Below are 22806 nucleotides of genomic sequence, written 5' to 3'. Positions count from 1 at the left end.
GTCATGAACTCCTCATCCAAAGTTCCGCCACGCTTCGTCCCTACGCTGACCGAGGTGGTCCAGTCCGAAGCTGCCGCGCCCGAAGATGCGGCAGACAGCGCTCAGTCGGCGCAGCCGGAGCAGTCTCAGGCAGTTGCACAGCAGGTGCTAGGCCCGCAGACGCTGGGAGACAGCGTTGTCCCTCTGGCGCGGCCGTCGTTTCATACCTCATGGCTGGCGGATGGTCTCTACGGCCGAGGCCGGCCTGCAGGTATTCCGCATCAGCTGCCCCCCTTGCCGGAATCCTTGCCGCCGCAGCAGTCATTTGCGCAAAGCATGGCTGCGGAGGCGGAGGAAGCAAGAGCGGCCGTGCAGGTGGAGCCTGAGCCTGAGTCGGCAACTGCCGAGCTCGTGGAAGCATTTGCGCTGGCAGACCAAGCGGAGCAGCCATCCATTACGGATGCCGGCCAAGCCCAGGATGAAGAGCTTCAGCCCGGGCCTGAGCCCTTCCATGAGGAAGCCGCCGAGCCGCTCGTCCAGGCACAGGATGTGGTGCAGGCCGTTGAACCCGACCCGGTCTTCGAGGCAGCCGGCCTGCAGCAGGCGCTGGATGCACACGGTGCCGTGGTGACCGAAGAATATCTGGTCCACCGGCTGATGCAGCGGGTCGATCTGGTTCTGGAGCACAAGCTCAAGGAAGCAATAGCTCAGGTTGTGGAAGCACAGACCCGATCCATGGTGCTTCGCCTGCGTGAAGAGGTGGAGACCGTGGTGCGCCAATCGGTCTACGAGGCCGTGGAGGCCGAGCTGGCGCTGCAAGCCCGGCAGTAGTTGCCGAGCTGTGGCGGTTAGCGGTTCAAACGCAGTGGGCCGCTGAAAACTTCAGGATTCAGGATGTTGCTTGGCTGGCCGTTGGCAAAGTTCACCACGTTCTCGAACGCCGCACGGAAATACAGCTCATAGCTGTCCTGCTCCACGTAGCCGATATGGGGCGTGCAGATGCAGTTCTCCAGACGGAGCAGGGCATGGCCTTGCAAGATCGGCTCGCTTTCGAATACATCGATCGCGGCCAGTCCCGGGCGGCCACGGTTCAGGGCACAGAGCAGTGCTTCGGGCTCCACCAGTTCGGCGCGCGAGGTATTGACGAACAGGGCGGTCGGTTTCATTCGTGCCAGCTCCTGTGCCGTCACAATGCCGCGCGTCGCGTCGTTCAGACGCAGATGCAGCGACAGCACATCGCATTGTTCAAAAAAAGCTTCTTTGGACGGGGCACTCAGATAGCCATCGGCCTCGGCCTTGTGACGCGAGGCCTCGCTGCCCCAAACACAGACCTGCATGCCAAAGGCCTTGCCATAGCCCGCCACCAGCTGCCCGATGCGGCCGTAGCCCCAGATACCCAGAATGCGTCCGCGCAGCACGCTGCCCAGTCCGAAGTTGGGCGGCATGGAGGCTGCCTTGAGTCCGGACTGCTGCCATGCACCATGCTTGAGATTGGAGATGTACTGCGGCAGACGGCGCATGGCCGACATGATCAGCGACCAGGTCAGTTCTGCCGGAGCAATGGGAGAGCCCACGCCCTCTGCAACCGCCACGCCACGTTCGGTGCAGGCCTGCACATCGATATGGGCGCCAGCCTTGCCCGTCTGGGCAATCAGCTTGAGCCTGGGCAGTTTATCGAGCAGCTGCCGCGAGATCTGGGTGCGTTCGCGAATCAGGACGATGACATCCGCGTCGCGCAGTCGAACCGAGAGCTGACCCACGCCCTTGATGGTGTTGGTATAGACCTTTGCGTTGAAGGCATCGAGCAGCTTGGCGCAATCGAGCTTGCGAACCGCGTCTTGGTAATCGTCCAGGATAACGATGTTCACCACTGGAATCCTTAAATAAGTGGCTGAGTTTATTGAATGAAATTCAATGCGATCAAAGGCTTAGGATTGCTTCTGTGAAAACTAACGCCAAATCGACGCCACCAGATTCTCTATGCGCACCCTACACACTCCAGAGCTTAGCGTAGGTTTGGCGCAGGTGTTGAAAGCTACGCAGGCCCAAGGAATTTGCAGGTGTCTTGATGCCCATGCCGCAAAAGCTCTGTTCGATGAGAATCCTATTGTGATTCATGGTTGTCCCGGGTTGCGACTGGAGGCTGTTGCGTCAGCTAAAAATTGGGGTTGTAGGTATAAGTACTAGGTAGGCGGGCGTATGCGACAGGCCAAGTTCGGCACTTGGCCGAGTACCTGTTTCACTGATGTATCCCAAACCCTCCAGAGCAGGTGGGGGAAGCAGATGCTGTGTGACTGCGCAGAGGCTTTTTGGGCGCCGGTGTTTTCTGGCGACTGCAATCGAGACAACGGGTGCTTGCTCACCCATGCGTCAAGATCGCCAGCCAGCGTTCCGCACTGATTTTCCGAGGCTGGGGCAGGTTGTCTGTTTTGCCGTTCAAGGCGCTCAAAGGTCTTCCAGAACAGGTCCATCAGTTGAGCAGCGACTTCTTTGGCGATGATTCTGGGAGGTATTGCCTGGGAGGTGCATCTTTGATTCAGTCATAAAAAAGCCCGCTCAAAGACGGGGCCGGGGGCGAGTGCTAAGGGTGAGGGCGGCTGCGAGTTGCTGCTTCTTGACGGACTCGTGACGATCCAGGGAAACCAATGTGTTTCGGAGGAGATTTGCAGGGTTCTCGGCACAATTGCTAACATTCAGGTGCTTATCAGTCCACTTAGCAAATGGACTCCACCTTCTGGGTCTCAGAGCATGGGTCACCACAATTGCGTTGCCGCGTGAACGAGCTTTTTTGATCCGCCAATTCATGCCTAGCAATTTGCAGCTCTACTTGTTGGTCGCGCCAGTATGCATAACTGCATTGGGCGCACTCATGGCTTTTTGCTGGCTTGCACAGCGTCGTTCCGTGTTTTTGCTATCGACAGCTTGTGGGTTGACGCTTACGGGGCTTGCCTTGGGGTGGCAATGCCTGACACCTCACGGACAGCTGGTTCGGTGGGCTGTTTACACCGGCCCCATCTATCTGTTTGGTGCTTGGCTCTGTACCTGGGGCGTCGCTCAGAAATTTGCCGTCTCCTCATATCCCAAGGTCTCGGCCCTGGTATCGATCATCGTGGTTGCTGCTCTTTACGAGTACAGCATCGTGCAGGACAACATTGCAGCGCGCGTGCTCTGGCTGAACACGGGGCTTGGCATCATTCATTTCATACCGTTTCCTGCCATCGCGCTGAAAAAAGTCAGACGTGACGGGCTGGAGAAGCTGCTCTACCGGTCATACGGGGCCTTTGCGATCTATACAGTGCTCAGGCCCATCATGGTGCTGGTCCTTGGATTCACTGAGCTCCAGGACATGCTCAGCTCCATTTACTGGCTGGTCACCATGCTGGGCTCGCTATTGTTCAGCCTGGTGTTCTCGGGCCTCATGCTCATCGTGTCGATGAGGGATGCAATGGCCACACTCAGAGACGAGCGCAATCACGACATGCTCACTGGCGTGTTGAATCGTCGTGGCTTCTGGGAGTTTGCAGACCCGCTGGTCAGGGATCGAAAAGCGCAGCCGATTTCCATCGTGGTGGCGGATCTGGATCACTTCAAGCGGGTCAACGACAGTTGGGGGCACGAGTATGGCGACGGAGTACTCAAGGCCGTCGCGGAGGTCGTACAGGCAAGTGTCCGTGGTAGCGACCTGGTGGCTCGCTTTGGAGGCGAAGAATTCGTGCTGCTGTTGACCCATGCCGACATTGAGACTGCACAACGTGTGGCGCAGCGTATTCGTGCAGGTGCGGTCGAGATCATTGCGCCATTGCCCGATGGCCAGCGTGTGACCTTGAGCATGGGTATCGTGGTCAACACATTCGGCAGTGATCTGCGCGAAGCCGTAATGCGCGCTGATCAGCAACTCTACAAGGCCAAGGAGCTCGGGCGCGATCAGGTCGTCGTGCATGGAGCCGGGGGCGTTGCGGCAGCGGCGTGAGATGCCGGATCCACTCAGCTCTTCTTGCTAAACAGTGACGGCCGCTCGGCGGACTGCGCTGCGTCGCGCATAAATGGCGGTACGGACAGTACAAGCAAAAGAGCGGCCAGTGGAACCACGCAGATGAAGCCAATATGCTTGAAGCCCAGTGCACCGGTAATGCCGCCCAGCACAAACATCAAGATCAGCCCTGCGGACACCTTCATACGGCGCCAGTCATGCCGAACCAGGGGCGATAGTTGCAGGCCGGCGTTGGCGTGGCGCTTCCAGAAAAACATCTTGCCCAGTTCCATGCCCAGATCCGTGAAATTGCCGGTCATGTGCGTGGTGCGAGTGCTGCCGCCGGACGTCTTGGAGCCCACGGCATTCTGCAAACCCATCATGAAGGACAGCAGCAGCACGGTCAGCGGCACTGCGAAGGGGGTGTTCCAGGTCAAGGTGACTGTGCCCATCAGGCCGAAGGCAATCAGCATGACGGCCTCCAGCATCAGCGGCAGGGCATAGACGCTGTACAGGTGGCGTTTGCGTCCCCAATTCACCAGCAACGCGCAGACGGCCGCGCCAGTTGTAAAGGCGATGATGGCACCAAGCGCATTCAGCAGCAGCTTGGCGTTCTCAAGCACCAGGCCGTCAGCCAGTTGAGAGGCGAAGCCCGTCATGTGCGAGGTATACATCCGCAGCACAAGAAAGCCGCCAGCGTTGACCGCGCCCGCGTTAAAGGCCAGCAGCAGACCCAGGGCGATATTGGTGGACGGCGTGCGATGCCGATTGGTGAGATGGCGAAGTCTGCGCATCAAAGATTCCACTGACAAAAGTGCACCCATGACGGGGTACATCAATGCTGACAAATTGGTTTGCCAGCGACCATGCAGGAACCATTGTGGGCCAACTTGGATACGTGAGCTGCCTGGTGCGTGATGGCATTGGTCAGCGCATTGGTCAGCGATTTCACCGGCTCACATCGACAAGGCCATGGGGTGGTCTGCCGGTACGGTGTGTTCAAAGCTGATGTCCGGGTAAGAGCGGCCTTCCACATGAACGCGGTCTCGGCCAGCATTTTTGGCGCTGTACAGCAACTGGTCGGCTTGTCTCAGTGCACCTTCAAGCTGCTCCGCATTGCTGATTGAAGTGATGCCAAAGCTCAGTGTCAGGGCTGGCCCGTTCGGCAATACCTCCTGGTCATTTCTCAACTCCAGTCCAATGCGCTTGGCGACTTGCTCGGCTCCTTGCAAATCGATCTTGGTCAGCAGAACCATAAACTCTTCACCGCCGAAGCGCGCAACCAGATCATTGCTGCGCACATTGTGCTGCATCGCTGCGGCGACAAGCTGCAAGACCTCGTCACCTTTGTCATGCCCCCAGTTGTCGTTGATGCGTTTGAAGTGATCAATATCGCTGGCCAGAAGCGCCATGGGATACAGGCGCTGGTCGGTCAGGCGATGCTGTGCGGCTTCCCTGAATGCGCGGCGATTCAGTATCTGGGTCAAAGCATCCAGGTCGCGTTCAGTGCGCAGTTGACGGACTGTGTCCCTGATGGTGACTGCACAGACTAAAACCGTGAAGAGCAAGGCAAAAAGCAAAATACTCATCAGCGTTGTCAGCCAATAGGTTGAGTTGGCATCCATGGCATCGCCGAGACCATTGTGCGCGAAAGTCGCGACCAGCGTTGGGCGCAGCATGGTAAAGACTGCATAAGACAGATAGGACCACAGCAAAGTCCTATCCAGCCAATCGTTGGTGAGGCCTCGTTTGAGAACTGCTGGCACTGGCAGCAAGAGCATCAGTGCTACGCCTAAACCGAATGTGTGCAGCCGACCCACCGGGTTCTGTGCCACGTTGGCGAAGTAGTAGAGCGAGGCCAGCGTTGCGGCACACAGGGCAAGGGCTGCAAGCGGATATGTGGGCACACGCCGACGCTCTGAAAAGCTCTTGGAAAAACACCAAGCTCCCGCCAGAAACAGTGCGTTGACGAGAACCACATAGTGATTGAGGACTTCAAACTTCAGCACGCTGCGAATGCTGATGGACATTGCTGTTAGCAGGAAAGCGGCGCACAGCCAGAGCAGAAAGCGTTGCTTGGGCTGGGTCACCCAGCACACTCCCAGCAGGCCGGCCAAGAAGAGCAGGGACAGAGATGGCATCAACACAAAGATGTGGTCGTTGCTCGTATGCATACACAGCCCTTCTGCTAGTGATCACCAACAGACAGGCCAGACTGGCCATATCTCTAGTCAAATCTAAATGCCAAGGCGGCCATTAATGTGTCAGCCGCTCATCTACCGGATCAGAAATTAACAACTTCTTGCGATTTCTGACAGTTCACTTTTCCTTTTTTTGGAGGTGAAATAACTAAAAGTGACATTGGCTGACAGAGTGCCGCCAGCATCGTCGGTGCCAACCCTTGGTCCCTATGGATGAAGGAAACGAGGGATTGATGCAAATCAGGAGTTTGGGCGGCTCAATTGAAAAAGGCGGCATTTGCTACATTGAGTCCATGAAAAAAGCACTTGGAACCACCAGCGCAGTACTTTCTGCGCTTGCCATCAGCGGTTGCGCCCAGCCTCAGCCCGCTGCGCCTGTGATCGGCATGGCCAACCCAGCATCGGTGTACTGCGCCAAGCTGGGCGGCAAGACCCGCATCGAGAAGACAACTGCCGCAGAGCGCGGCATATGCGTGCTGCCCAACGGCATGGAAATCGACGAGTGGGAGCTATTCCGCCGCGACCACCCTGCAAAGTAATCGAGCCGTAGTCTTCACATTGGGGGCTCAAGTGCCAGCAGGTGCCTGGTGCGCGGTGGATGACGCGGCATGTCCCTCCCTGAGGTCAAGGGGCGGCGTGACCCATCGCGTCTGCGTGAATAGAAAACAAACAAATCCACACTGCGCAGGCTGGGTGGGCGGGATCTGGACAGTTCAGCCCGCTTGACCAATTTGTAAGGCATTGGCTGTGCCCAAAACAGTCAGCACCGCGCCGTCTTGGGTCTGCGCAAAGAAGTCATGCCGTTCTTGGTGCAGCTGCATTCGATCTGCTTGCTGTATGCAAATCTGAAAAATGTGTGCGAACTTGTGGCGCTTTAGATGGGTCGCGTTGGCCCCCTGTATGTCAAAGCATGCTTTTTGCTGTCATCAGTGGATAGGGCGGCGCAGGCGGTGCCGTGCCGCATGCAGCAATTGGTAACTGATAAGCGCTCCTGGCAATGCCATGCGAATGACGTAGTGATAAGTTTTTTCATCTGTCCTTCGGCTCACCAGCTATACCTGAAGAATTCCTTGGGGGCTCGAGGTGCAGCTCTTATGAAGGAGAAAATCATGGCCACTCCAGTCAGCGTTGAGAAGCTAGAAGTCAAATCGCACAGCGAGCCCGATGAACTGCGCACACCTAGCAAAACTCGCGTGGAGCTCGTAAAGCTTCAGGGCTACACGATTGGGCGGTTCAACTTTGAGCCCGGATGGCGCTGGTCCGAATGCATCAAGCCCGTGGTGAAGACCGACTACTGCCAACTCTCGCATGTGGGGCACGTCGTTTCGGGAAAGCTCACCGTTCAAATGCAGGATGGCTCTCAGAAAACGCTCAGCGCAGGGCAGTCCTACGCCATCCCACCCGGTCATGACGCCTGGGTCGAGGGGAATGAACCCTTTGTCGGCCTTGAGGTGCTAAGTGCAGAGGTCTACGCAAAACCTTCCGAATAATGCTCGTGCAAGTGCTTGCGGGTGCTTGTCTGCTTGGAGGGCGCTTCCGAGCTTCTGAATTGGTGATCCCGTTGCGCTTGCCCTATCTGCATTTGAAAGTGTGCTGCTAGTGATGGCATCGTCTGGATTGAACTAGCTGTCTTGCTTTCAATAGCCGTCGGCAGTGTGCTGCGCTGACTGCGTCGGCTGTTGCGGTGCTGCAGCTATTGGCACACGGTGTCGATGGGACATGGGCTGTTCACGGGGAAATGGGGGCGTAGCGGCAGATCAGGGCTTTTCGCGCAGGCACTGGACGGTGTGGGCGTCCAGCCATTCGGCGTGCATGCCCGGGCAGGCGAATTCGTCGCGCACGGATTTGGTAAGTGCGGTGGGTTCATCCGCTTGGGCGTTGGGGGTGGCAAGCCACAGTACGCCCATGAAGATGGCGGCGACGAGGATCAGGGATTCGATGATCTTTTCCATGATATTTCTCCGGTCTGGCGCTTGTCAGGAAAACGCCTGTAGCTATCAAAATCGATGAGGTTGACCGTTTACAGCGGCCAGGCTTGTGGGGTGGAGGCAATGACGACGGCCACGCCGATGAGGCAAAAGATCCCCAGCAGGGTGAGGCCCCATTGCGCGGCGGTCAGTAGCCTTGTTCCAAGGCCGGGGCGATCAAAAGCAGGACTGTGAGGAGCAGCGCGAGCGCGACGGTGGGGATGTGTGGCCATTTCACAGGCCTCCCTTCTCGCGCAGGCGCTGCACGAGGTCTTCATCAACGGGTTGAGGAACGGTGCTATACAGCATGGAGTCTCCTTTTGGCGAGAAGCGGGCCCGCTGAATGGGCGGGGGCAGATAAAAAAGGCCAGCGCTCTTGAGAGCAGGCGAAATCAACAAAGGTATGGAGTGAATGCGCTTCGCGCTCTGGCGCAGCAAGCTGTTGCTTTGAATTTTACTGTTATTTTTATCAGTGCTGTTCATTTGTACAGTAGTTTAAATTTGCCCTGTATAACGCGTCAACAGACCTCGACCCCATGTGTTGCGTGGCTGCACTGAATGCCCGCTGGCAAAGAAAAAGCCCACCGGCGTTGGCGGGTGGGCTTGCGTGTAAAGGCCGATGCCTTGCGGCGTGCCTGGGGAAGCGGAGGGAGGGTAGAGATCCTCAGGCTCGGCAGAAAGCGATGGGTAACGTCACCATCTGGTGTGACCGCTCAGAGTGCAGCTCACAGCTTGTGCACTACGGTATTGGCAAAGCGTATTTCAGGCCTCGATTTTGAGCAATACCTTGTACCAGGAGCAATCACACCAGATGGCCCCGCTTGACCCTGCGGGGAGAGGTCGCGCTTAAGGCCCGCGGGGCCAGGAGGCTACATTTGAAAATCTCCGCGAAAAAAAAGCCGACCGTGAGGTGGGCTGAACTTCGACTGGTTGGCGGCCGGCATTGACCGGCCTGCGGTTCTTCTTGAGTATGGGCACTAGCGCATGTCTGGCTGCGTGCGGAGGTTAGACAAAGGGCACGCCGTAGTGGTCATAGACCCGGCGGCCGTAGTCGTTGGTGTACTCGGGCAAGGTGCCTCCCTTGTAGTGAGGGGCGTTTTCAAGCCGCTCCCTGGTAACAGAGACCACGTACCCACCTTGGCTGGGTTCGTATTTGAGGCTATCCCAGGGTAGTGGGTAGAGATCTGAGCCTATGCCCAGGAAACCGCCAAACTGCATCACTGCATATCGAATCTTGCCGGTGAGCTTGTCGATCATCAGTGAGTCGATAGCTCCCAGCTTGTCGCCGTTGGGGTTGTAGACGTTGGTGCCGTTGACACGATCTGATGAGATGACAGGTGAGCTTAATTGCATTCCTGCTCCTTTCTTTGCGTGGTACAGAACAACGCTGGCAAGGTGGGCCAGCGCTGAGGCGCTCTCTTTCACTGCTGAGGCGTTTTGTGCTGCTGCCCTGGCTGCTGTTGCTGAGCAGGGTTCTTCTGCTGTCCTGGGGTTTGCTGTTGCTGCTGGCCGGGCTGACTGGTGCTCTGGCCTGGTTGGCGTTGCCCAGGGTTTTGCTGCTGCTGTTGCTGCTTGTCCTGTTGGCTGGGGCGGTGCTGCTGGTTCGCTTGTTGCGTCATGTCCTTCACTCCTTCAGGTTGGTGACCAGCAAACCGGGTTGGCTTGCTGTGGGTGCATGGTCGCCGAGTCATGGAAAACCCTTCTGTAGGAGAACGTGGCGCAACGCTGAATTTTGTGAGTTCACGGCCATTACGTAGCATTTGGTTTACGTTTGAGGCGGAACTCTCGATATTCCTCACAGTATTCATCAGGACACGCAGCAGGATGTGGTGGGCTCCGGGCCCATTCAGGGTTGCGGTTTCTGCCGCCCTGATGCAAGTCGAGCCAACCGCAGCACCCTGAATCGGGTCCACCGGCTGGTCTCATGCTTTGGTGAAGGGCGCTGCCGTGATTGCAGTCAGCCTTGCCGCTTTGCCCTTGTCCGTATTCGACAGGCCCCATTGGCTTTTCCCAGCGCTAGCCGTTTTGATAGCCTGCGGCGTTTGATGGATAGGCGCTGCAGGCCTATTTGATCCAGATTCCTGGGTGCGGAGAAAAGCCCCCGCAGTTACTGGTTGGCTGGGGTTTTTCTGTTCAGGCCAGGCAGTTCAGGTCGTAACCCACCATGAAGAGTGAAGCTTCCATGGCGCGCATTTGATCGGGCTGGCCTGAAAACAGGCTGGGGGCCTTGCGCAGGGTCTCGGCCATTACCCAGGCCAGTCGCACCTTGGCGCTGGCCCAGCGCTGGGGTGTGCTTTGGCTGGTGTAGCGCAGGGTGCCCGGCGACGGTGGCAGGTCAAAGAGGCAAGCCAGTTTGTGCTGGGGCTTCTGGCTGCCGCCTGCCAGCGGGAAGCTCAGCGTATCGGGCAGGTGGGGCGTGCTGCTGCTACGGCGCCAGAACTCCACCAGAGCAGCCGCTGCGGCGCTGACCCGTGAGTCATAGATGGGCAAGCCTTCGGCCGAATAAAGGGCGTGCACCTTGGTGAGCATGGAGTTCATGAGCCGCACGGTCGGAAAGCCGGCGCGCAGGCTGGCCGAGCCCAGCGCCATTTCCTGGTGGGTCTGGGCAATGTAGTGGCTGATGTTCGTGCCAAGGCCCACAAGAAAGGGCCGCGCGCCTTCTTTGGGGTTGCGCTCGCCGCTCCAGTCCAGCACATCGCTACAGGCGGCCAGGGTGGCTGCCGCATCGTCGGCCTGCACGGCAGCGCGCAGTTTGGCAGAAAGAGCGCTTGTCTTGATGCACGACTCGGCCCAGTCGCCCGTTGCCAGGCCGGTCGCTCGCCAGCGGTAGTGGCGAGGTACCAGATCGGCAAAACGGGTGGTGGCTGTCAAACCCTTGGGTACGTAGCTGGAAGAGCGAATGTTCAACTGAATCTGTCGCTGGGGGAGTATGGCTGCAAGCCAGTCGGTAAAGCCAATGACTTCGGGCTGTTGCAGAAATTCGGTGCGATTCATTGACGCCTCGTGGCCTGTCGGATTTCTTGTTTTGCTCAGTTGGTGCGGCTTTGACGTTGTCGCCCGGCGCGGGCGCTTGACGGAGCAAAGAAAGGCAGACTGCAGCAATGAGTGCGCACGCCCCTGGCTGCTCTGTGGTGATGTTTCGAGCGCGTTTTCAGGTTCTGCTCCCTCGGTGGTTGAGGAGACTCCATGCGCCGAAACTGAGCGAGATCGTGCACTAGGTAATCCAGCGCTATCGAGGGCCTGGCGCAGCCCGGTTCGCCCGCAGCGATTGCCATCGCATATGCCGTCGCTGCATGTGGCATTACAGACCGCTGGTCTGACGGGCTGGGTATTGTCTATCCGCTGGTGGTGATCAGAACCTGAACGTCGCTCCGACGATCGGGCCGCTCTGGCTGAAGTCCAGTCGCTTGCCATTGTCACGGTAGTCCACGCTCAGGTGGCGGTAGCCTATGGACACAAAAATGTTTTCCTTGACCTGGTAGTTCACCGAACCGTGCACCTGCCAGGTGAACTTCGAACCCACATCCAGCCCGCCCATATCGGCATACAGCAAGCCGGACCAGCGCGGCGCAATGTCGTAGCGCCAGCGTGCGGCGACCACGGGGTCGACGAACGAGGTGTTGGACTGCGCCGAACCCACCCCTGGCACATTCACTTCGGCCTTGATCTGCCACAGGCGCAGGCCCGCCATCAGGTCGAAGCTCGACTGGGGGCTCAGCATCCAGTTGTGCCCGCCGGTCATCGTCAGCGAGGTCTGACGAATCTTGGCATTGGCACTCAGGCCCAGGGGCAGGGCGGCCTGGTCCGATGTAGCTGCGTAGCTGAAGTCGCCCTGCAGCACATATTGCCCCTTGCGCGCCGTGCCGTTCACAAAGGCTGCAGCGTCCAGATTCTCCAGAATGTCCGAGAACGACTTGTTCATGTTGACGGTGGGCGCGCCCCTGAATGGGCGGACGCTGCCGTCCAGCCCCGTCATCCATACATAGGGCGTGAGCTGATAGCGCCATGCATCGGCCGCCGCCTTGTCCTGCGCCCAGGCCTGCGTGCCTGCCAGCAGGCCCACGGTCAGCGCCGCCGCTGCCATGCCCGCAGTGGTGTTGATGTGCTGCGTCATTTGTCTTCCTTACAGCGTGTTCTTGTGTACCTTGCCGTCCTTCATGATCAGGCGCAGGTTCTGTTCCGGGTTGCTCAGGAAGTCCAGATTCACCGTCGGGTCGCCATCGGCCACCAGAAGATCGGCAAATGCGCCAGGGGCGATACGTCCCAGCGGCTGGGGGTAGGGGTTGCGCTCGCCCGACAGGGCCAGGAGCTCGCCGTTGGTGCCCGTGGCCTGCTTCAGCAGCGTCATTGGGTCATAAAAGCGCGTCAGCTTGGCCAGTTGCTTGCCTTGTGTGACAGTGCCCTTGGGGCTGAACAGAATGTCCGTGCCCCAGCCCGTCTTGATGCCGTACTTCTGCGCCATCTCATAGGCGCGCACTGTGCCCTGGGCCACGCGCAACTGGCTCTCGCGGCGCACTGCATCGGTGTAGGGGTTGGCGTCCTCGTCCTGCAGAAACGGCTGCAGACTCCACCACACGCCCTCGTCGCGCATCATGCGCACGCTTTCCTCGTCGGCCAACTGGCCGTGTTCAATGCTCTTCACGCCCGCCTTGATGGCCCGTTTGATGCCTTTGGGCGTGTAAACATGCGACATCACATAGGTGTTCCAGTCTGCGGCGGCTTCCACGCCGGCGCGCAGCTCCTTCTCGGTGAACTGGGTGCTGTCCAGCGGGTCGTACAGCGATGCCACGCCGCCGCCTGCCAGTATCTTGATTTGCGATGCCCCCAGCATCAACTGCTCGCGCACGCGGCGCAGCACCTCGGCCTCGCCGTCCGCAATCATGGCCACGCCGGTTTGCTCCACCATGCTCAGCGGCTCGTTCGCTGCACGCGGAATATCGCTGCGAAGGCGGAAGTCGCCATGGCCCGAGGTCTGAGAAATCATTGCCCCGCTCGGATAGATGCGCGGGCCCGGGACCATACCCTCGTCGATCGCGCGCTTGAGCGCAAAGGCGGGGCCGCCCGCATCGCGCACCGCAGTGAAGCCGCGCATCAGCGTGCGCTGCGCCTCTTGTGCGGCGCAGATGTACAGATAGCCCAGATCTGCCGTCATGGCCGTCATTTGCGGCACGGCCGCCAGCATGGTGTGCCAGTGCGTATCGATCATGCCCGGCATCACCAGCTTGCCCTGGCAGTCGATCACTTGCGCACCTTCTACCTTCTCGCCGGCAGAGGGTAGGGCGGCAATCAGCTTGCCCTGGATCAGCACCTGCACGCCTTGGCGCACCGACTTGCCCGTACCGTCAAACAGGCGCAGATTGGTCAGCAACACGGGGCGGTCGGCCTGCTTAGGCGTGCCGCCGGCACCGGGCTCGGCCGCATGCAGGCCCACAAACGGAGCCATCGTCGCTGCCACGCCACCCACAAACATGCGGCGCGACATATCGCTCATCACCCGCTCATGCAGCAACTGGCACACCACGCTGCCGCAGGTGCAGGCTCTGGGGCGAATCGGGCCGGTCTGCCACGTCAGGCCGGCATCGGTTGCGATTGCGTGACTCATCTGCTTTTCCCTTTTTTCAAAATGAACAAGAGACGCCGCTGCCGGCGTGACAAATGGAACCAAAGGCTCACAATTTGATGCACCGATGCTACACGACGATCGGCCATGAAAAAGCGCCCCACCGCACGAGGGCGATGGGGCGTTGTTTGCAGTATGAGAGCGGCCGGGAAGTGGCTGCGCTGCAGTCGATCAGGCTTAAACCGGGCGATGCACCAGAACCGGAATGCTGCTGTTGACCAGTACGCGCTGGGTCTCGCTGCCCAGCAAAATGCCGGCAATGCCCTTGCGGCCGTGTGATGCCATGCAGATCAGATCGCAGTTACCCTCCTGCGCCTGCTTGATGATGGCCTGATTGATGGAGATATTCGTTACCCGCACCGTCTGGCAGGCCACGCCCTCGGTTTTGGCAATGCCCAGGGCAGTTTGCAACACCTGATCTGCTTCCTTCTGGGCGCTCTTGTCGAACTCTGCAGAGTTGTAGGCGATCAGCGCCTCGGCTCCGTAAATCATGGCTGCGTAATCCGGCATCACATACAGCGCCGTCACCTGTGCGCCTTGTTCCTTGGCCAGTTGTATGCCCGCGCGCAGCGCGGCCTCAGAAAGTTTCGAGCCGTCCGTAGGAATCAAAATGTGCTTGAACATATCCAGCCTCCTTGCGCATAAGTGCGCGTCTTGTTGCCAAATCAATTCGACCGATCACTGAACTCATACTCACACTCCAGGGCTGCTAATGCAACATCTTGAAATGAGTATTCAGACGGTTTATTGATGGAAATCAAATTTATGAAGGCGCGGGTAAAAGCCGCCTCAAGCCCTTATCCATAAAGCGTTAGAAGCTATCAAAAGCAGACTATCCGAACGTCATGCGCAGCATGCCCTGCGGCTGTTGCCGGCTGGCAGGCTGTCGAAGGAGGCCGGTATCAGGTCGGTCTCAATCGACTGTGCATGGCGCGGGTGGGCGGCCGTAATCCAGGCTCAGTAGGTGGCCGCTGTGCTGTCATTTGTCGGCATCGCCCTGTATGAAAGTCTTGAACGCAGTGCGGTGCAGCCTTCGCGACCAGATTGAAGGCTAGCGCCATGTGCCGAATGCCGACAGCTTGCTGCGAATGGCCTCCATGCGTTGAAAGGCATCTACATAGGCCAGTTTGCAGGCCAGCGCCTTCTTGCCCCTAGGTCCATGACCAGCAGCGTAAGGCCATCGCGGACGATGCGGTAATCGGGGAGTGTGCGCCCTGTGGAGCCAGTGAATTCGGCCGTGGCGTCGAGTCCCTTGAGAGCGCCAATCAGATTTCAACTGCGGCCCTTGCCGTTGGGTTGGGCGTGGGCTCGCCAATCTTGTGCAAGGTGTTGCGGTCGGTATGGGCAAAAGGCTCGCTCTGACCGGGGATGGTCAACGTGGTTTCCTGCTCGTACGACCAGGTGCCGTCTGAGTGCTTGGTGACGGTGATGGTATAGGCGTCGGTTCTGAAGGCGTGCTCCAGAAACGGGTTGCTGGAGATGCCGTTGACGGTGGAGCCGCGCTCGGCCCTGAGGGTGAAGCTGGTGGCATCGGCCGTGGTCTTGCCCGTGGCCATGGCGGTCTGCCCGCGCGGGATGGTCAGGGTCTGGATGATGTTGCCGGTGGCAGGCTCCCACAGCCAGTAACCGACCTGGTCGTGAAAGGTTTCCACGTCGTCGGGCTTGACGATGCGCGTGTGGTAGCGCAGGCCATAGAAGAGCTGTGGGCCGTTGGTTTGCGCATCGATGGGCTGGCACTCCATGTGCTCGATAAAGGCCTGCTTTTCGGGCCCGTCAGCCTTGGGATTGATGTCCAGGCCGCGCTTGCCGGTCCAGACGCCGGCCATGCCGGTGAGGGGGCCGAGGTTGGCCAGGGTATTCACATCGGGCGTAGGCTCGGTGTAGATGTCTTTGGGAAAGTTTTCCATATCGTGTAACGGGCTTTCACGTTGAATCTGTTAGAGCCAGTTTACAAGCCACGGACTGAGGTGTTCTTGTTGGCAGTCAAGCCGTCAGGTGCTTTCTTCGGTGGTGAGCGTAAAGCGTGCGCTTTCGCCGCGCAGGGCTGCTTCACGCGTGAGGAAGATAAGCACGCGGTAGCTGGCACCACGCTCGATGCGGAAGGTGCAGATGTTGTTGTTGGCAGAGCCTTGGCATAGAGGCTGGGCAGTGCCGTCCTTGAAGACGGTCATCTGGCTGGACGGGTTGTTGGTATTGAGCGTGACGGTCATGCGCTGGAAGGGCCGCGTCTCGAGCCCGTATTGCACGATGCCGTTGCCCGTGATCTGGCCGCTGTAGGAGTTGGTGTAGCCGCCCGGGGTTGTAAAGGCGGCCTGTGCCATGGAGCTGCTGCTGAGATGTAGCGTTATGAGACTGAGCAGGGCAGCAGTTGCAAGCATCGGTTGGAAGCGGGTCATGCAACTCTCCTGAATGTGTTGACAGGATGGCGCTCCTGGCGCAGCGGCGGGTGTCTATGTCGACAGCCGGGCCTTCATCCCCCACCGCCGCGCCCTAGCGGCAGGAAACATTGCGCCAACTGAATTTGCCGTCGTTGAAGAACTCTGTCCATACCGACATGATGGGAGCCTGACGGTAAGAGAACGTAATCTGGTTGGGTATCTTTGGCCCTAGTGCGGCAGGCTGTCCATCCTTGTCGAAGACCTTGACGATGTAGAGCGTGACGCCTCCGTCCTCGTCTGTGTGCAGGACTACACGGTAGTCCTTGGTGAAGAGATCCCAGTCGAATTGCTTGGTCACATACGTGTGCAGACGAACAAAAGCGCGGTTCGCGTTCTTGGCGGCAGGATTAACTTTTCTCATGACGACACTCCCTGTTGCTCAACGGCTTGCCGCAGGACCTGCGAGCTGACATTTCATTGCATTTGACTGATGTTGTATCAAGCGGATGTAAGAAAGTATGTAGGCACTTACAGATCTCGCTAATGGATAGAACAGATCTGATGTGTGAGCTTCTTTGAAGCGCAGAGGAGGTGCTTTGCCGGTGCAGCTGTCATCTTTTCTTGATGAAGTGGCCGTGCTAAGTAACTGAGTGAAAAGATAGATTTTTTTAATGAAATCTATCTTGAGCTGGCATGGGTTTGAGCGTAAAAGTTGCCTGATGATGACAATTTTTAGAGGCAGAGCATTGAATGTCAGGATGTCGATGCTTGAGTCCTGAGTCATTGAAAGGATGGCTGAATTCCAGCAAGCAAGTCATCGGTAGGCACTCCCGAAATACTTGGCAAAGCGGTGGCTGAACAGCTGGAAAGCGTCCGAAAGCCGGCTTATCCAATCCTTGAGATATGTCACCGTGCAGGCTCAGGGTTCACCGTGGCTCTGGCCATTCTCACTTTGCCAGTTGTCTCTCAGGTCATCCATCAAACAGTGTTAAACCCTGAACCTGTTGGTGATGTAGATTTTGTTTCTGCTGCACTTTTCGGTAAATTGGGCGTAGGAAAATTCTGATTTTGATGTGCAAGTGGCTTTCTGGCCCGATGCCCTACTGAATTACAAAAAGAGCCCATGTCCCACCACCTGCAATACACTTTTGCCTCCCGTCTGGATGCCTGGATCAGACATATGAAGCTGGCCAAGCCTTGCCATACGCAGCAGATGGCTTATGAGTTGGTGATCGACAGCTGGGTGCAAACCAATGCAGAGCTTGGTGCCTCGCCGGAATTTTTGAAGGCCTTGCGTCGGCGTCGACTGTGCGAGGAGCATGGCTGGCGGGGGGTGAACACGAGCGTTGCACACTGGGATCTGGATGATGCACACACTGTGCGGATCTATCTGCACGAAGACGGCTCCATCGTAGTGCAGCAAATGGACTCGGAGAATCTCCAGATTCTGTTCACCTTGCCTGGGTACCGTGAGCGATTGGGAGAAGTATCGGAGCGATGTGCGTAGCAGCCAAAAAAATGCCCGCGCAAGGCGGGCAAGTTTTGGGGTCCTCTCGATCCGGTTCTGCAGCTCACACAGTCAATGCATTTGAATAGTTGGCAGAGGCGTTACTTTGGCCTCAATCGCCGTTTATCGCTCTTGCACTGTTGCTGACGCGTTTGAACGGTTGACAGGTTGCCCCATCGGGTGAGGCCAGCAACTCCTGACTGGCTGGCCTGCATTTTGTAGCCATGACCTGCACGTCGCTTGAGCCCATCTTGTATCGAGGCAAGCGTGCGACGTGCAGGACTGCTATTCGATATTTCTGGCTCCTTAATGTTTGCCGGTGGAGGCGGGCCGGTGTACCAGCACCGGGACATGGCTGTGCGTCAGAACGCGCTGGGTTTCGCTGCCCAGCAAAATTCCGCCGATACCTTTGCGACCGTGTGAAGCCATGCAAATCAGGTCACATTGCAATTCCTGCGCCTGTTGAACAATAGCTTGGTAAACAGAGGCGTGGGTGACTCGCACAAAGTTGCAGGGTACGCCTTCAGGCCTGGCAATCTGGTCAACGAACTGCAAAGCCGCATCTGCATCGCTGTTGGCACTTCGCTCGAACTCTGCGCTGTTGTAAGTCAACAGCGCGTCTGCGCCGTAGATGATGGCGCGGTAATCGGGCATGACATAAAGGCTAGTCACCTTGGCGCCTTGTTCACGTGCAAGTAGAACGCCAGCACGCACCGCAGCCTCTGACAGTTTGGTGCCATCGGTGGGAATGAGCAGGTGCTTGAACATGTTCAGCCTCCTGATGCCGGAAGATGTGCCTGAGAGTCAATCTATTCCAATATTTCGAGCCGCGCAATGCCTAGTTCTTGCAAGCAGCAGAGTTGTAGACAGGAGGTAAGACTCTGTAACGATGGGCGGTCGTGTCGAGTGGTCTCATTCCTCGGGCGAGGGAGGAATGCGATTGAGGATTTCGCCAGTGGCCTCTATCTCGAATTGCTGTGGATTGAGCCAGTTGACCTCTTGGTGATCGGCAGTTTCAAAGTAAATGGCAGATGGGCGTATGGAGATGCCATGCGGCATGTCGACCTCATCAAAACTCTGATAGACCAGAATCAGGCGCAGGCCTCCATTGGCGTCTTTGGCCTGTATGTGCTGCAAGAGCTTGCGGTAGGCACTCATAAGACGCCCTCGTTGACATGTGTATATGAATGTTTCCACTGTCGAAGAGGTGCCGCAATACCCTGATCCGGGTATCCGTTCTAACGGATATTCGCGCCTGACAAGGAGTTCTTAAGGCTGCGAGGCTTGTGCGAAATGCGTTCCACGGACAGGCCCAGGCAGAACGTCAGCAAAAAATTTACATGGCGATCCAGATCGTTCGGCGCAAATGCAGAGGGCCTGCTCTGACGATATCGAATTTTTCGCCTGTGCACTGTTGACAGAATTGTCTGGCGCCGTATCTGCCGGCCGATGGGTCAAGAGCGTTGAGATGGCTTTCTGCTGGATGCATATGGAAGCTATGTTGCATCGCCTGCAGGCCTATCGCAGTTCGGGCTCGGGCTGCATGCTTGAGCTGCATAAGTGCAGGCAGTCAAACCTCACTGTGCTTTCAGATTTGCGGGGCTGTTTGCTCATGGAGTGCCATACGCTCCAGCGCGGCGCAGACATCGGCCATGCGTCCGCAGATCAGCAGGCATTCGGGCTGCTTGCGCGGTTCTCGCTGCACGATTTTGAGAAGTCGCGGAGAAGCAGTTTGCGTCGACTCATCGGTTACCAGCGATTGCAGCTCTGGGGGCGCTGCAAAGGCCTGAGGATAAAGCGTATTGCTGCCTGGACGACTGCGGCCGCGGTTGGCGCGCATGACAGGAATGCTGATCTGCTTCGCCTTTGGACGATTGGTAGTGAACGATACGGGTTGTGCAGCGGCTTTGCTTGCGTCATCGGAGCTGAAGTTCGGGTTGAGCGACAGCGTGGCAGGCAGACTCTTCAGAGTCAGGCGTGTCAAAGTCTGCAGTGATGTGGCGAATCCCATTTGGCAACTCCTTTTGATGACCTTGCGGCATGGATAGGGGCAGGATTGCATTCTTGAGGCAAAGCTCCGCCCAGGGCGAAGCTCAACGGCTTCGCGCCTACCGCCTGGGCTTGAGAGGGAAAGAGGCTCAGTGCCTGCGCTGCATAGACGAAGGGACGCCGTCTGCCCGTTACATGAACATGCTGTTGCGGATAAGGCCTACGGCCAGGCCTTCGATGGCGAATGGCTCTTCAGGATCGACGTGAATGATCTTGTAGTCGGGGTTCTCGGGCAGCAGCTCGATGCCCTGAGGCGTGCGCTTGAAGCGCTTGACGGTGACGTCATCACCGAGGCGGGCCACCACAATCTGGCCGTTGCGCGCTTCATGCGTAGCCTGTACCGCCAGCAGGTCACCGTCCATGATGCCCGCGTCACGCATGGACATGCCACGCACTTTGAGCAGGTAATCGGGCTTGGCGGCAAACAGGCTGGGCTCGACTGAATAGCTCTGATCGATATGTTCCTGGGCCAGAATGGGCGAGCCGGCAGCGACGCGGCCGACCAGGGGAAGCACCAGCGGGGCCAGAGCCGCGAGCGGCAGCGCAAAGCTGGCACCGCGTGCCGCATTGATGGTGCGCACGGTATCGGCGCGCAGGCGAATGCCGCGCGATGTGCCGCTGACCAGATCGATGACGCCCTTGCGGGCCAGTGCCTGCAAATGCTCTTCTGCGGCATTGGCCGACTTGAAGCCAAAGGTACTGGCAATCTCGGCCCGGGTCGGGGGCGCACCCGTGCGAGCGATGGTGGACTGGATGAGGTCCAGAATCTGCTGCTGGCGGGGAGTGAGCTTGGGGTGGTCCATGGGCATTCCTTGATCGATCAATGATGAACACTGTGTGTTCATCCAGTACCTGTATTTTTAATCAGTTTGAAGAGGACTGCAAGTGGAACGTGACAAAAATATCTTCATCCTGGGCACCGGTGGCACGATTGCCGGTGTTGCAGAGCAGGCTGGCGCCAGTGTGGGCTACCGTGCGGCCGAACTGGGTGTGGTCCAACTGCTGCAGGCTGTGCCGGACCTGGAGCGCGTTGCTTCTGCATCTTTGCAGGCGGAGCAACTGGCGCAGCTGGACAGCAAGGATATGGATCACGCAACCTGGCATGCACTCGCGCTGCGCTGTGCAGAGCTGCTCGCGCGTGATGATGTGAGCGGCATTGTCATCACCCACGGCACGGACACCCTGGAGGAAACCGCCTGGTTTCTGCAATGTGTCCTGCGCCCGACTAAGCCCGTGGTGTTGACCTGCGCCATGCGCCCGGCCACAGCCATTTCGGCAGACGGCCCGGGCAATCTGCGTGATGCCGTGGCCTGTGCGGCCGATACGCAGGCTGCTGGCCGCGGTGTGCTTGCCGTGGTGGCGGGCCGGGTGTTCAGCGCGCGCCAGGTGCGCAAGGTGCATCCCTACCGTGTGGATGCCTTTGATGGCAGCGGCGCCGGTCCGCAGGGTTGGGTGGAAGAGGGGCGGCTGCGCTGGGCAACGGGCGGACTGCCCATGGCTGCTTCGGCTGGCTCGCCTGAGATCGCTTTACCGCCCGCAGCTCAATGGCCCCAGGTGGAGTTGTTGCACAGCCATGCCGGCTGCAACAGTGCCGTGGCGCTGGCGGTAATGCAGGCCTGGCATGCGCAAGGCGTGCGTGCCGTGGTGGTGGTGGGAACGGGCAATGGCACCGTCCATCAGGCATTGGGGCCAGCCCTGGACTGGGCGCAGGCGCAGGGCATGACTTTGCGTATCACAACCCGGTGCGAGGAGGGGCAGGTGGTGCAGGCTCAGGGTGCACGGGATAGCCGCGTGAGCAGTCTGCCTGCGGCCAAGACCAGAATCAGCCTGATGCTGGAGCTGATGGGCTGGCCCCACACATTGGTTTGATGCTATTATTTTAATAGCTTGCTTCCCTTGTGATACGGTGAATCTATGATGTTATTTGTCTAAGACCTAATGAGAATAAGCGCAGGTAGCTATGAATATTGATGGAGGCAACTCCACCTCGGTGCAGCTTGCCGCATCGGACGGATGCCGCATCGGACGGATGCCGGCCGAATGGCCAGGAGCTTGAGGTTCGAGAACAAAAAAGGCCGGTGAAGACACCGGCCTTTTTGCGCGCAGAAATGCCCTACCGCGAAAAGTCGGTAAGGCTCGCATGCGCGAGTGATCAGGGCGATCAGGAGGCCAGAGCGGCCAGAGCGCGTTCGGTGATCTCTTCCACGCTGCCTGTGCCGCTAATGGCGCGGTACTTGGGGGCCGCTGCCGCATCGGCCTTGGCCCAGTTGCTGTAGTAGTCCACCAGAGGACGGGTCTGGTTGCTGTAGACGTCCAGGCGCTTCTTGACGGTTTCTTCTTTGTCGTCTTCGCGCTGCACCAGGTCTTCACCGGTCACATCGTCCTTGCCTTCCACCTTGGGAGGATTGAACTTGACGTGGTAGGTGCGGCCCGAGGCGGGGTGGCTGCGGCGGCCGCTCATGCGTTCGATGATGGCGTCAAAGGGCACATCGATTTCCAGCACATAGTCCAGCTTCACGCCGGCAGCCTTCATGGCGTCGGCCTGGGGGATGGTGCGGGGGAAGCCGTCAAACAGGAAACCCTTGGCGCAGTCGGGCTGAGCAATGCGTTCCTTGACCAGGTTGATGATCAGATCGTCGCTGACCAACTGGCCGGCGTCCATCACGGCCTTGGCTTGCAGACCCAGAGGGGTGCCAGCCTTGACGGCGGCGCGCAGCATGTCGCCCGTGGAGATTTGAGGGATACCGTACTTTTGGCAAATAAAGGCCGCCTGAGTGCCTTTGCCTGCGCCGGGTGCACCCAACAAAATCAGTTTCATGGAAATCCTTGAGGAGAGTAGAAATTCTTGTTGGCCCAGGCGGACGGGTGGTCGTCCGTAGTCCCCGGGCAGTATTTTTTCGCGGGCAAGGATAGCATGCACAAGACCAACACAGGCTTACACAATTCAGTCAAGGCTGTCACAAGTGCGGCCAATCGAGGGCATGTATCCGCTGCAAACGCGATTGCTGTAGTTGTAATCCAGGTGCCCAAGCCGTTACATATGCTATTCGGACTATGCGGAAAGTATAGCGATCAGCGCTTTCCTGGACTGGCCTGGGGCCCTTTGGGATGGCTCTGGCCGACGGGGCTGCTGCC

Annotated in this window: 25 protein-coding genes; 7 read left to right on the top strand and 18 right to left on the bottom strand. The window is 58.4% G+C overall.

The features are described from left to right. Nucleotides 1–3 precede the first annotated feature (3 nt). On the top strand, nucleotides 4–810 hold the full coding sequence (locus AC1RTQ_RS11760) for a hypothetical protein (RefSeq protein WP_492875899.1): 807 nt from the start codon (nucleotides 4–6) through the stop codon (nucleotides 808–810). 17 nt (nucleotides 811–827) lie between these two features. On the opposite strand, the gene AC1RTQ_RS11755 is transcribed toward AC1RTQ_RS11760, so the two are convergent. After that, nucleotides 828–1847 carry a D-2-hydroxyacid dehydrogenase family protein gene (locus tag AC1RTQ_RS11755; protein WP_302090245.1) on the bottom strand — a complete coding sequence of 340 codons (1020 nt, stop codon included), beginning with the start codon at nucleotides 1845–1847 and terminating at the stop codon, nucleotides 828–830. Between the two features lie 935 nt (nucleotides 1848–2782). Here AC1RTQ_RS11755 and AC1RTQ_RS11750 point away from each other — a divergent pair. After that, nucleotides 2783–3949, top strand: coding sequence for a GGDEF domain-containing protein (locus AC1RTQ_RS11750; RefSeq protein ID WP_492875897.1), 1167 nt, complete (start codon nucleotides 2783–2785; stop codon nucleotides 3947–3949). Nucleotides 3950–3963: 14 nt separating this feature from the next. On the opposite strand, the gene AC1RTQ_RS11745 is transcribed toward AC1RTQ_RS11750, so the two are convergent. Further along, nucleotides 3964–4743, bottom strand: a complete 780-nt coding sequence (locus tag AC1RTQ_RS11745; protein WP_087082417.1) for a YoaK family protein — start codon at nucleotides 4741–4743, stop codon at nucleotides 3964–3966. Nucleotides 4744–4905: 162 nt separating this feature from the next. Further along, entirely contained in the window at nucleotides 4906–6123 is a 1218-nt protein-coding gene (locus AC1RTQ_RS11740) for a GGDEF domain-containing protein (protein WP_492875894.1), read from the bottom strand. Nucleotides 6124–6443: 320 nt separating this feature from the next. Between AC1RTQ_RS11740 and AC1RTQ_RS11735 the strand changes: the two genes are divergently transcribed. Together AC1RTQ_RS11735 and AC1RTQ_RS11730 are read left to right on the top strand one after the other, a co-directional pair. Beyond that, nucleotides 6444–6689, top strand: coding sequence for a putative hemolysin (locus AC1RTQ_RS11735; protein WP_304352195.1), 246 nt, complete (start codon nucleotides 6444–6446; stop codon nucleotides 6687–6689). A 570-nt stretch (nucleotides 6690–7259) separates the two neighbouring features. Then, nucleotides 7260–7640: a cupin domain-containing protein gene (locus AC1RTQ_RS11730; RefSeq protein ID WP_492875892.1), complete on the top strand. Its 381-nt coding sequence runs from the start codon at nucleotides 7260–7262 to the stop codon at nucleotides 7638–7640. A gap of 267 nt (nucleotides 7641–7907) precedes the next feature. On the opposite strand, the gene AC1RTQ_RS11725 is transcribed toward AC1RTQ_RS11730, so the two are convergent. From AC1RTQ_RS11725 to AC1RTQ_RS11715, 3 genes are all read right to left on the bottom strand, one after another. Beyond that, the gene (locus AC1RTQ_RS11725; protein WP_012838825.1) at nucleotides 7908–8102 is read right to left on the bottom strand and encodes a hypothetical protein; all 195 of its coding nucleotides are present in this window, start codon (nucleotides 8100–8102) and stop codon (nucleotides 7908–7910) included. Between the two features lie 249 nt (nucleotides 8103–8351). After that, nucleotides 8352–8600, bottom strand: a complete 249-nt coding sequence (locus AC1RTQ_RS11720; protein ID WP_492875890.1) for a hypothetical protein — start codon at nucleotides 8598–8600, stop codon at nucleotides 8352–8354. Between the two features lie 522 nt (nucleotides 8601–9122). Next, a complete protein-coding gene (locus tag AC1RTQ_RS11715; RefSeq protein ID WP_492875888.1) occupies nucleotides 9123–9470 on the bottom strand; it encodes a PRC-barrel domain-containing protein in 348 nt (115 codons plus the stop codon). Here AC1RTQ_RS11715 and AC1RTQ_RS11710 point away from each other — a divergent pair. Continuing rightward, entirely contained in the window at nucleotides 9455–9874 is a 420-nt protein-coding gene (locus tag AC1RTQ_RS11710; protein ID WP_492875886.1) for a hypothetical protein, read from the top strand. The genes AC1RTQ_RS11715 and AC1RTQ_RS11710 overlap by 16 nt on opposite strands. 376 nt (nucleotides 9875–10250) lie before the next feature. Here AC1RTQ_RS11710 and AC1RTQ_RS11705 read toward each other — a convergent pair whose 3' ends face one another. The 7 genes from AC1RTQ_RS11705 to AC1RTQ_RS11675 form a co-directional block, all read right to left on the bottom strand. Beyond that, on the bottom strand, nucleotides 10251–11111 hold the full coding sequence (locus AC1RTQ_RS11705) for a hypothetical protein (protein WP_492875884.1): 861 nt from the start codon (nucleotides 11109–11111) through the stop codon (nucleotides 10251–10253). A 358-nt stretch (nucleotides 11112–11469) separates the two neighbouring features. Then, nucleotides 11470–12231 carry a porin family protein gene (locus tag AC1RTQ_RS11700; protein WP_492875883.1) on the bottom strand — a complete coding sequence of 254 codons (762 nt, stop codon included), beginning with the start codon at nucleotides 12229–12231 and terminating at the stop codon, nucleotides 11470–11472. A gap of 9 nt (nucleotides 12232–12240) precedes the next feature. Further along, a complete protein-coding gene (locus AC1RTQ_RS11695; RefSeq protein WP_492875881.1) occupies nucleotides 12241–13719 on the bottom strand; it encodes a metal-dependent hydrolase family protein in 1479 nt (492 codons plus the stop codon). 195 nt (nucleotides 13720–13914) lie between these two features. Beyond that, the gene (locus AC1RTQ_RS11690; protein WP_492875879.1) at nucleotides 13915–14361 is read right to left on the bottom strand and encodes a universal stress protein; all 447 of its coding nucleotides are present in this window, start codon (nucleotides 14359–14361) and stop codon (nucleotides 13915–13917) included. 641 nt (nucleotides 14362–15002) lie between these two features. Continuing rightward, nucleotides 15003–15644, bottom strand: a complete 642-nt coding sequence (locus AC1RTQ_RS11685; protein ID WP_003053984.1) for an FABP family protein — start codon at nucleotides 15642–15644, stop codon at nucleotides 15003–15005. Nucleotides 15645–15728: 84 nt separating this feature from the next. Continuing rightward, nucleotides 15729–16133 (bottom strand): DNA breaking-rejoining protein, encoded by a 405-nt coding sequence (locus AC1RTQ_RS11680; protein ID WP_492875877.1) that lies wholly within the window; start codon nucleotides 16131–16133, stop codon nucleotides 15729–15731. Between the two features lie 94 nt (nucleotides 16134–16227). Next, nucleotides 16228–16536: a hypothetical protein gene (locus AC1RTQ_RS11675; RefSeq protein WP_003053988.1), complete on the bottom strand. Its 309-nt coding sequence runs from the start codon at nucleotides 16534–16536 to the stop codon at nucleotides 16228–16230. A 702-nt stretch (nucleotides 16537–17238) separates the two neighbouring features. Here AC1RTQ_RS11675 and AC1RTQ_RS11670 point away from each other — a divergent pair. Further along, complete coding sequence (locus tag AC1RTQ_RS11670; protein WP_492875875.1) at nucleotides 17239–17622, top strand: hypothetical protein; 384 nt, start codon at nucleotides 17239–17241, stop codon at nucleotides 17620–17622. A gap of 306 nt (nucleotides 17623–17928) precedes the next feature. On the opposite strand, the gene AC1RTQ_RS11665 is transcribed toward AC1RTQ_RS11670, so the two are convergent. From AC1RTQ_RS11665 to lexA, 4 genes are all read right to left on the bottom strand, one after another. Beyond that, nucleotides 17929–18390: a universal stress protein gene (locus AC1RTQ_RS11665; protein WP_492875873.1), complete on the bottom strand. Its 462-nt coding sequence runs from the start codon at nucleotides 18388–18390 to the stop codon at nucleotides 17929–17931. A gap of 144 nt (nucleotides 18391–18534) precedes the next feature. Then, on the bottom strand, nucleotides 18535–18780 hold the full coding sequence (locus tag AC1RTQ_RS11660) for a hypothetical protein (RefSeq protein ID WP_492875871.1): 246 nt from the start codon (nucleotides 18778–18780) through the stop codon (nucleotides 18535–18537). A 430-nt stretch (nucleotides 18781–19210) separates the two neighbouring features. After that, nucleotides 19211–19633 (bottom strand): hypothetical protein, encoded by a 423-nt coding sequence (locus AC1RTQ_RS11655; RefSeq protein ID WP_492875870.1) that lies wholly within the window; start codon nucleotides 19631–19633, stop codon nucleotides 19211–19213. Between the two features lie 169 nt (nucleotides 19634–19802). Next, the gene (lexA, locus tag AC1RTQ_RS11650; protein WP_492875869.1) at nucleotides 19803–20474 is read right to left on the bottom strand and encodes a transcriptional repressor LexA; all 672 of its coding nucleotides are present in this window, start codon (nucleotides 20472–20474) and stop codon (nucleotides 19803–19805) included. 82 nt (nucleotides 20475–20556) lie between these two features. Between lexA and AC1RTQ_RS11645 the strand changes: the two genes are divergently transcribed. Further along, on the top strand, nucleotides 20557–21540 hold the full coding sequence (locus AC1RTQ_RS11645; protein WP_492875867.1) for an asparaginase: 984 nt from the start codon (nucleotides 20557–20559) through the stop codon (nucleotides 21538–21540). A 292-nt stretch (nucleotides 21541–21832) separates the two neighbouring features. On the opposite strand, the gene adk is transcribed toward AC1RTQ_RS11645, so the two are convergent. Next, complete coding sequence (gene adk, locus AC1RTQ_RS11640; RefSeq protein WP_003054002.1) at nucleotides 21833–22489, bottom strand: adenylate kinase; 657 nt, start codon at nucleotides 22487–22489, stop codon at nucleotides 21833–21835. Nucleotides 22490–22806 lie beyond the last annotated feature (317 nt).

The organism is Comamonas sp. GW821-FHT11H03, assembly GCF_058807955.1.
The sequence above is the reverse complement of the archived record's forward strand: the minus strand, read 5'-3'. Positions and strand labels throughout refer to the sequence as shown.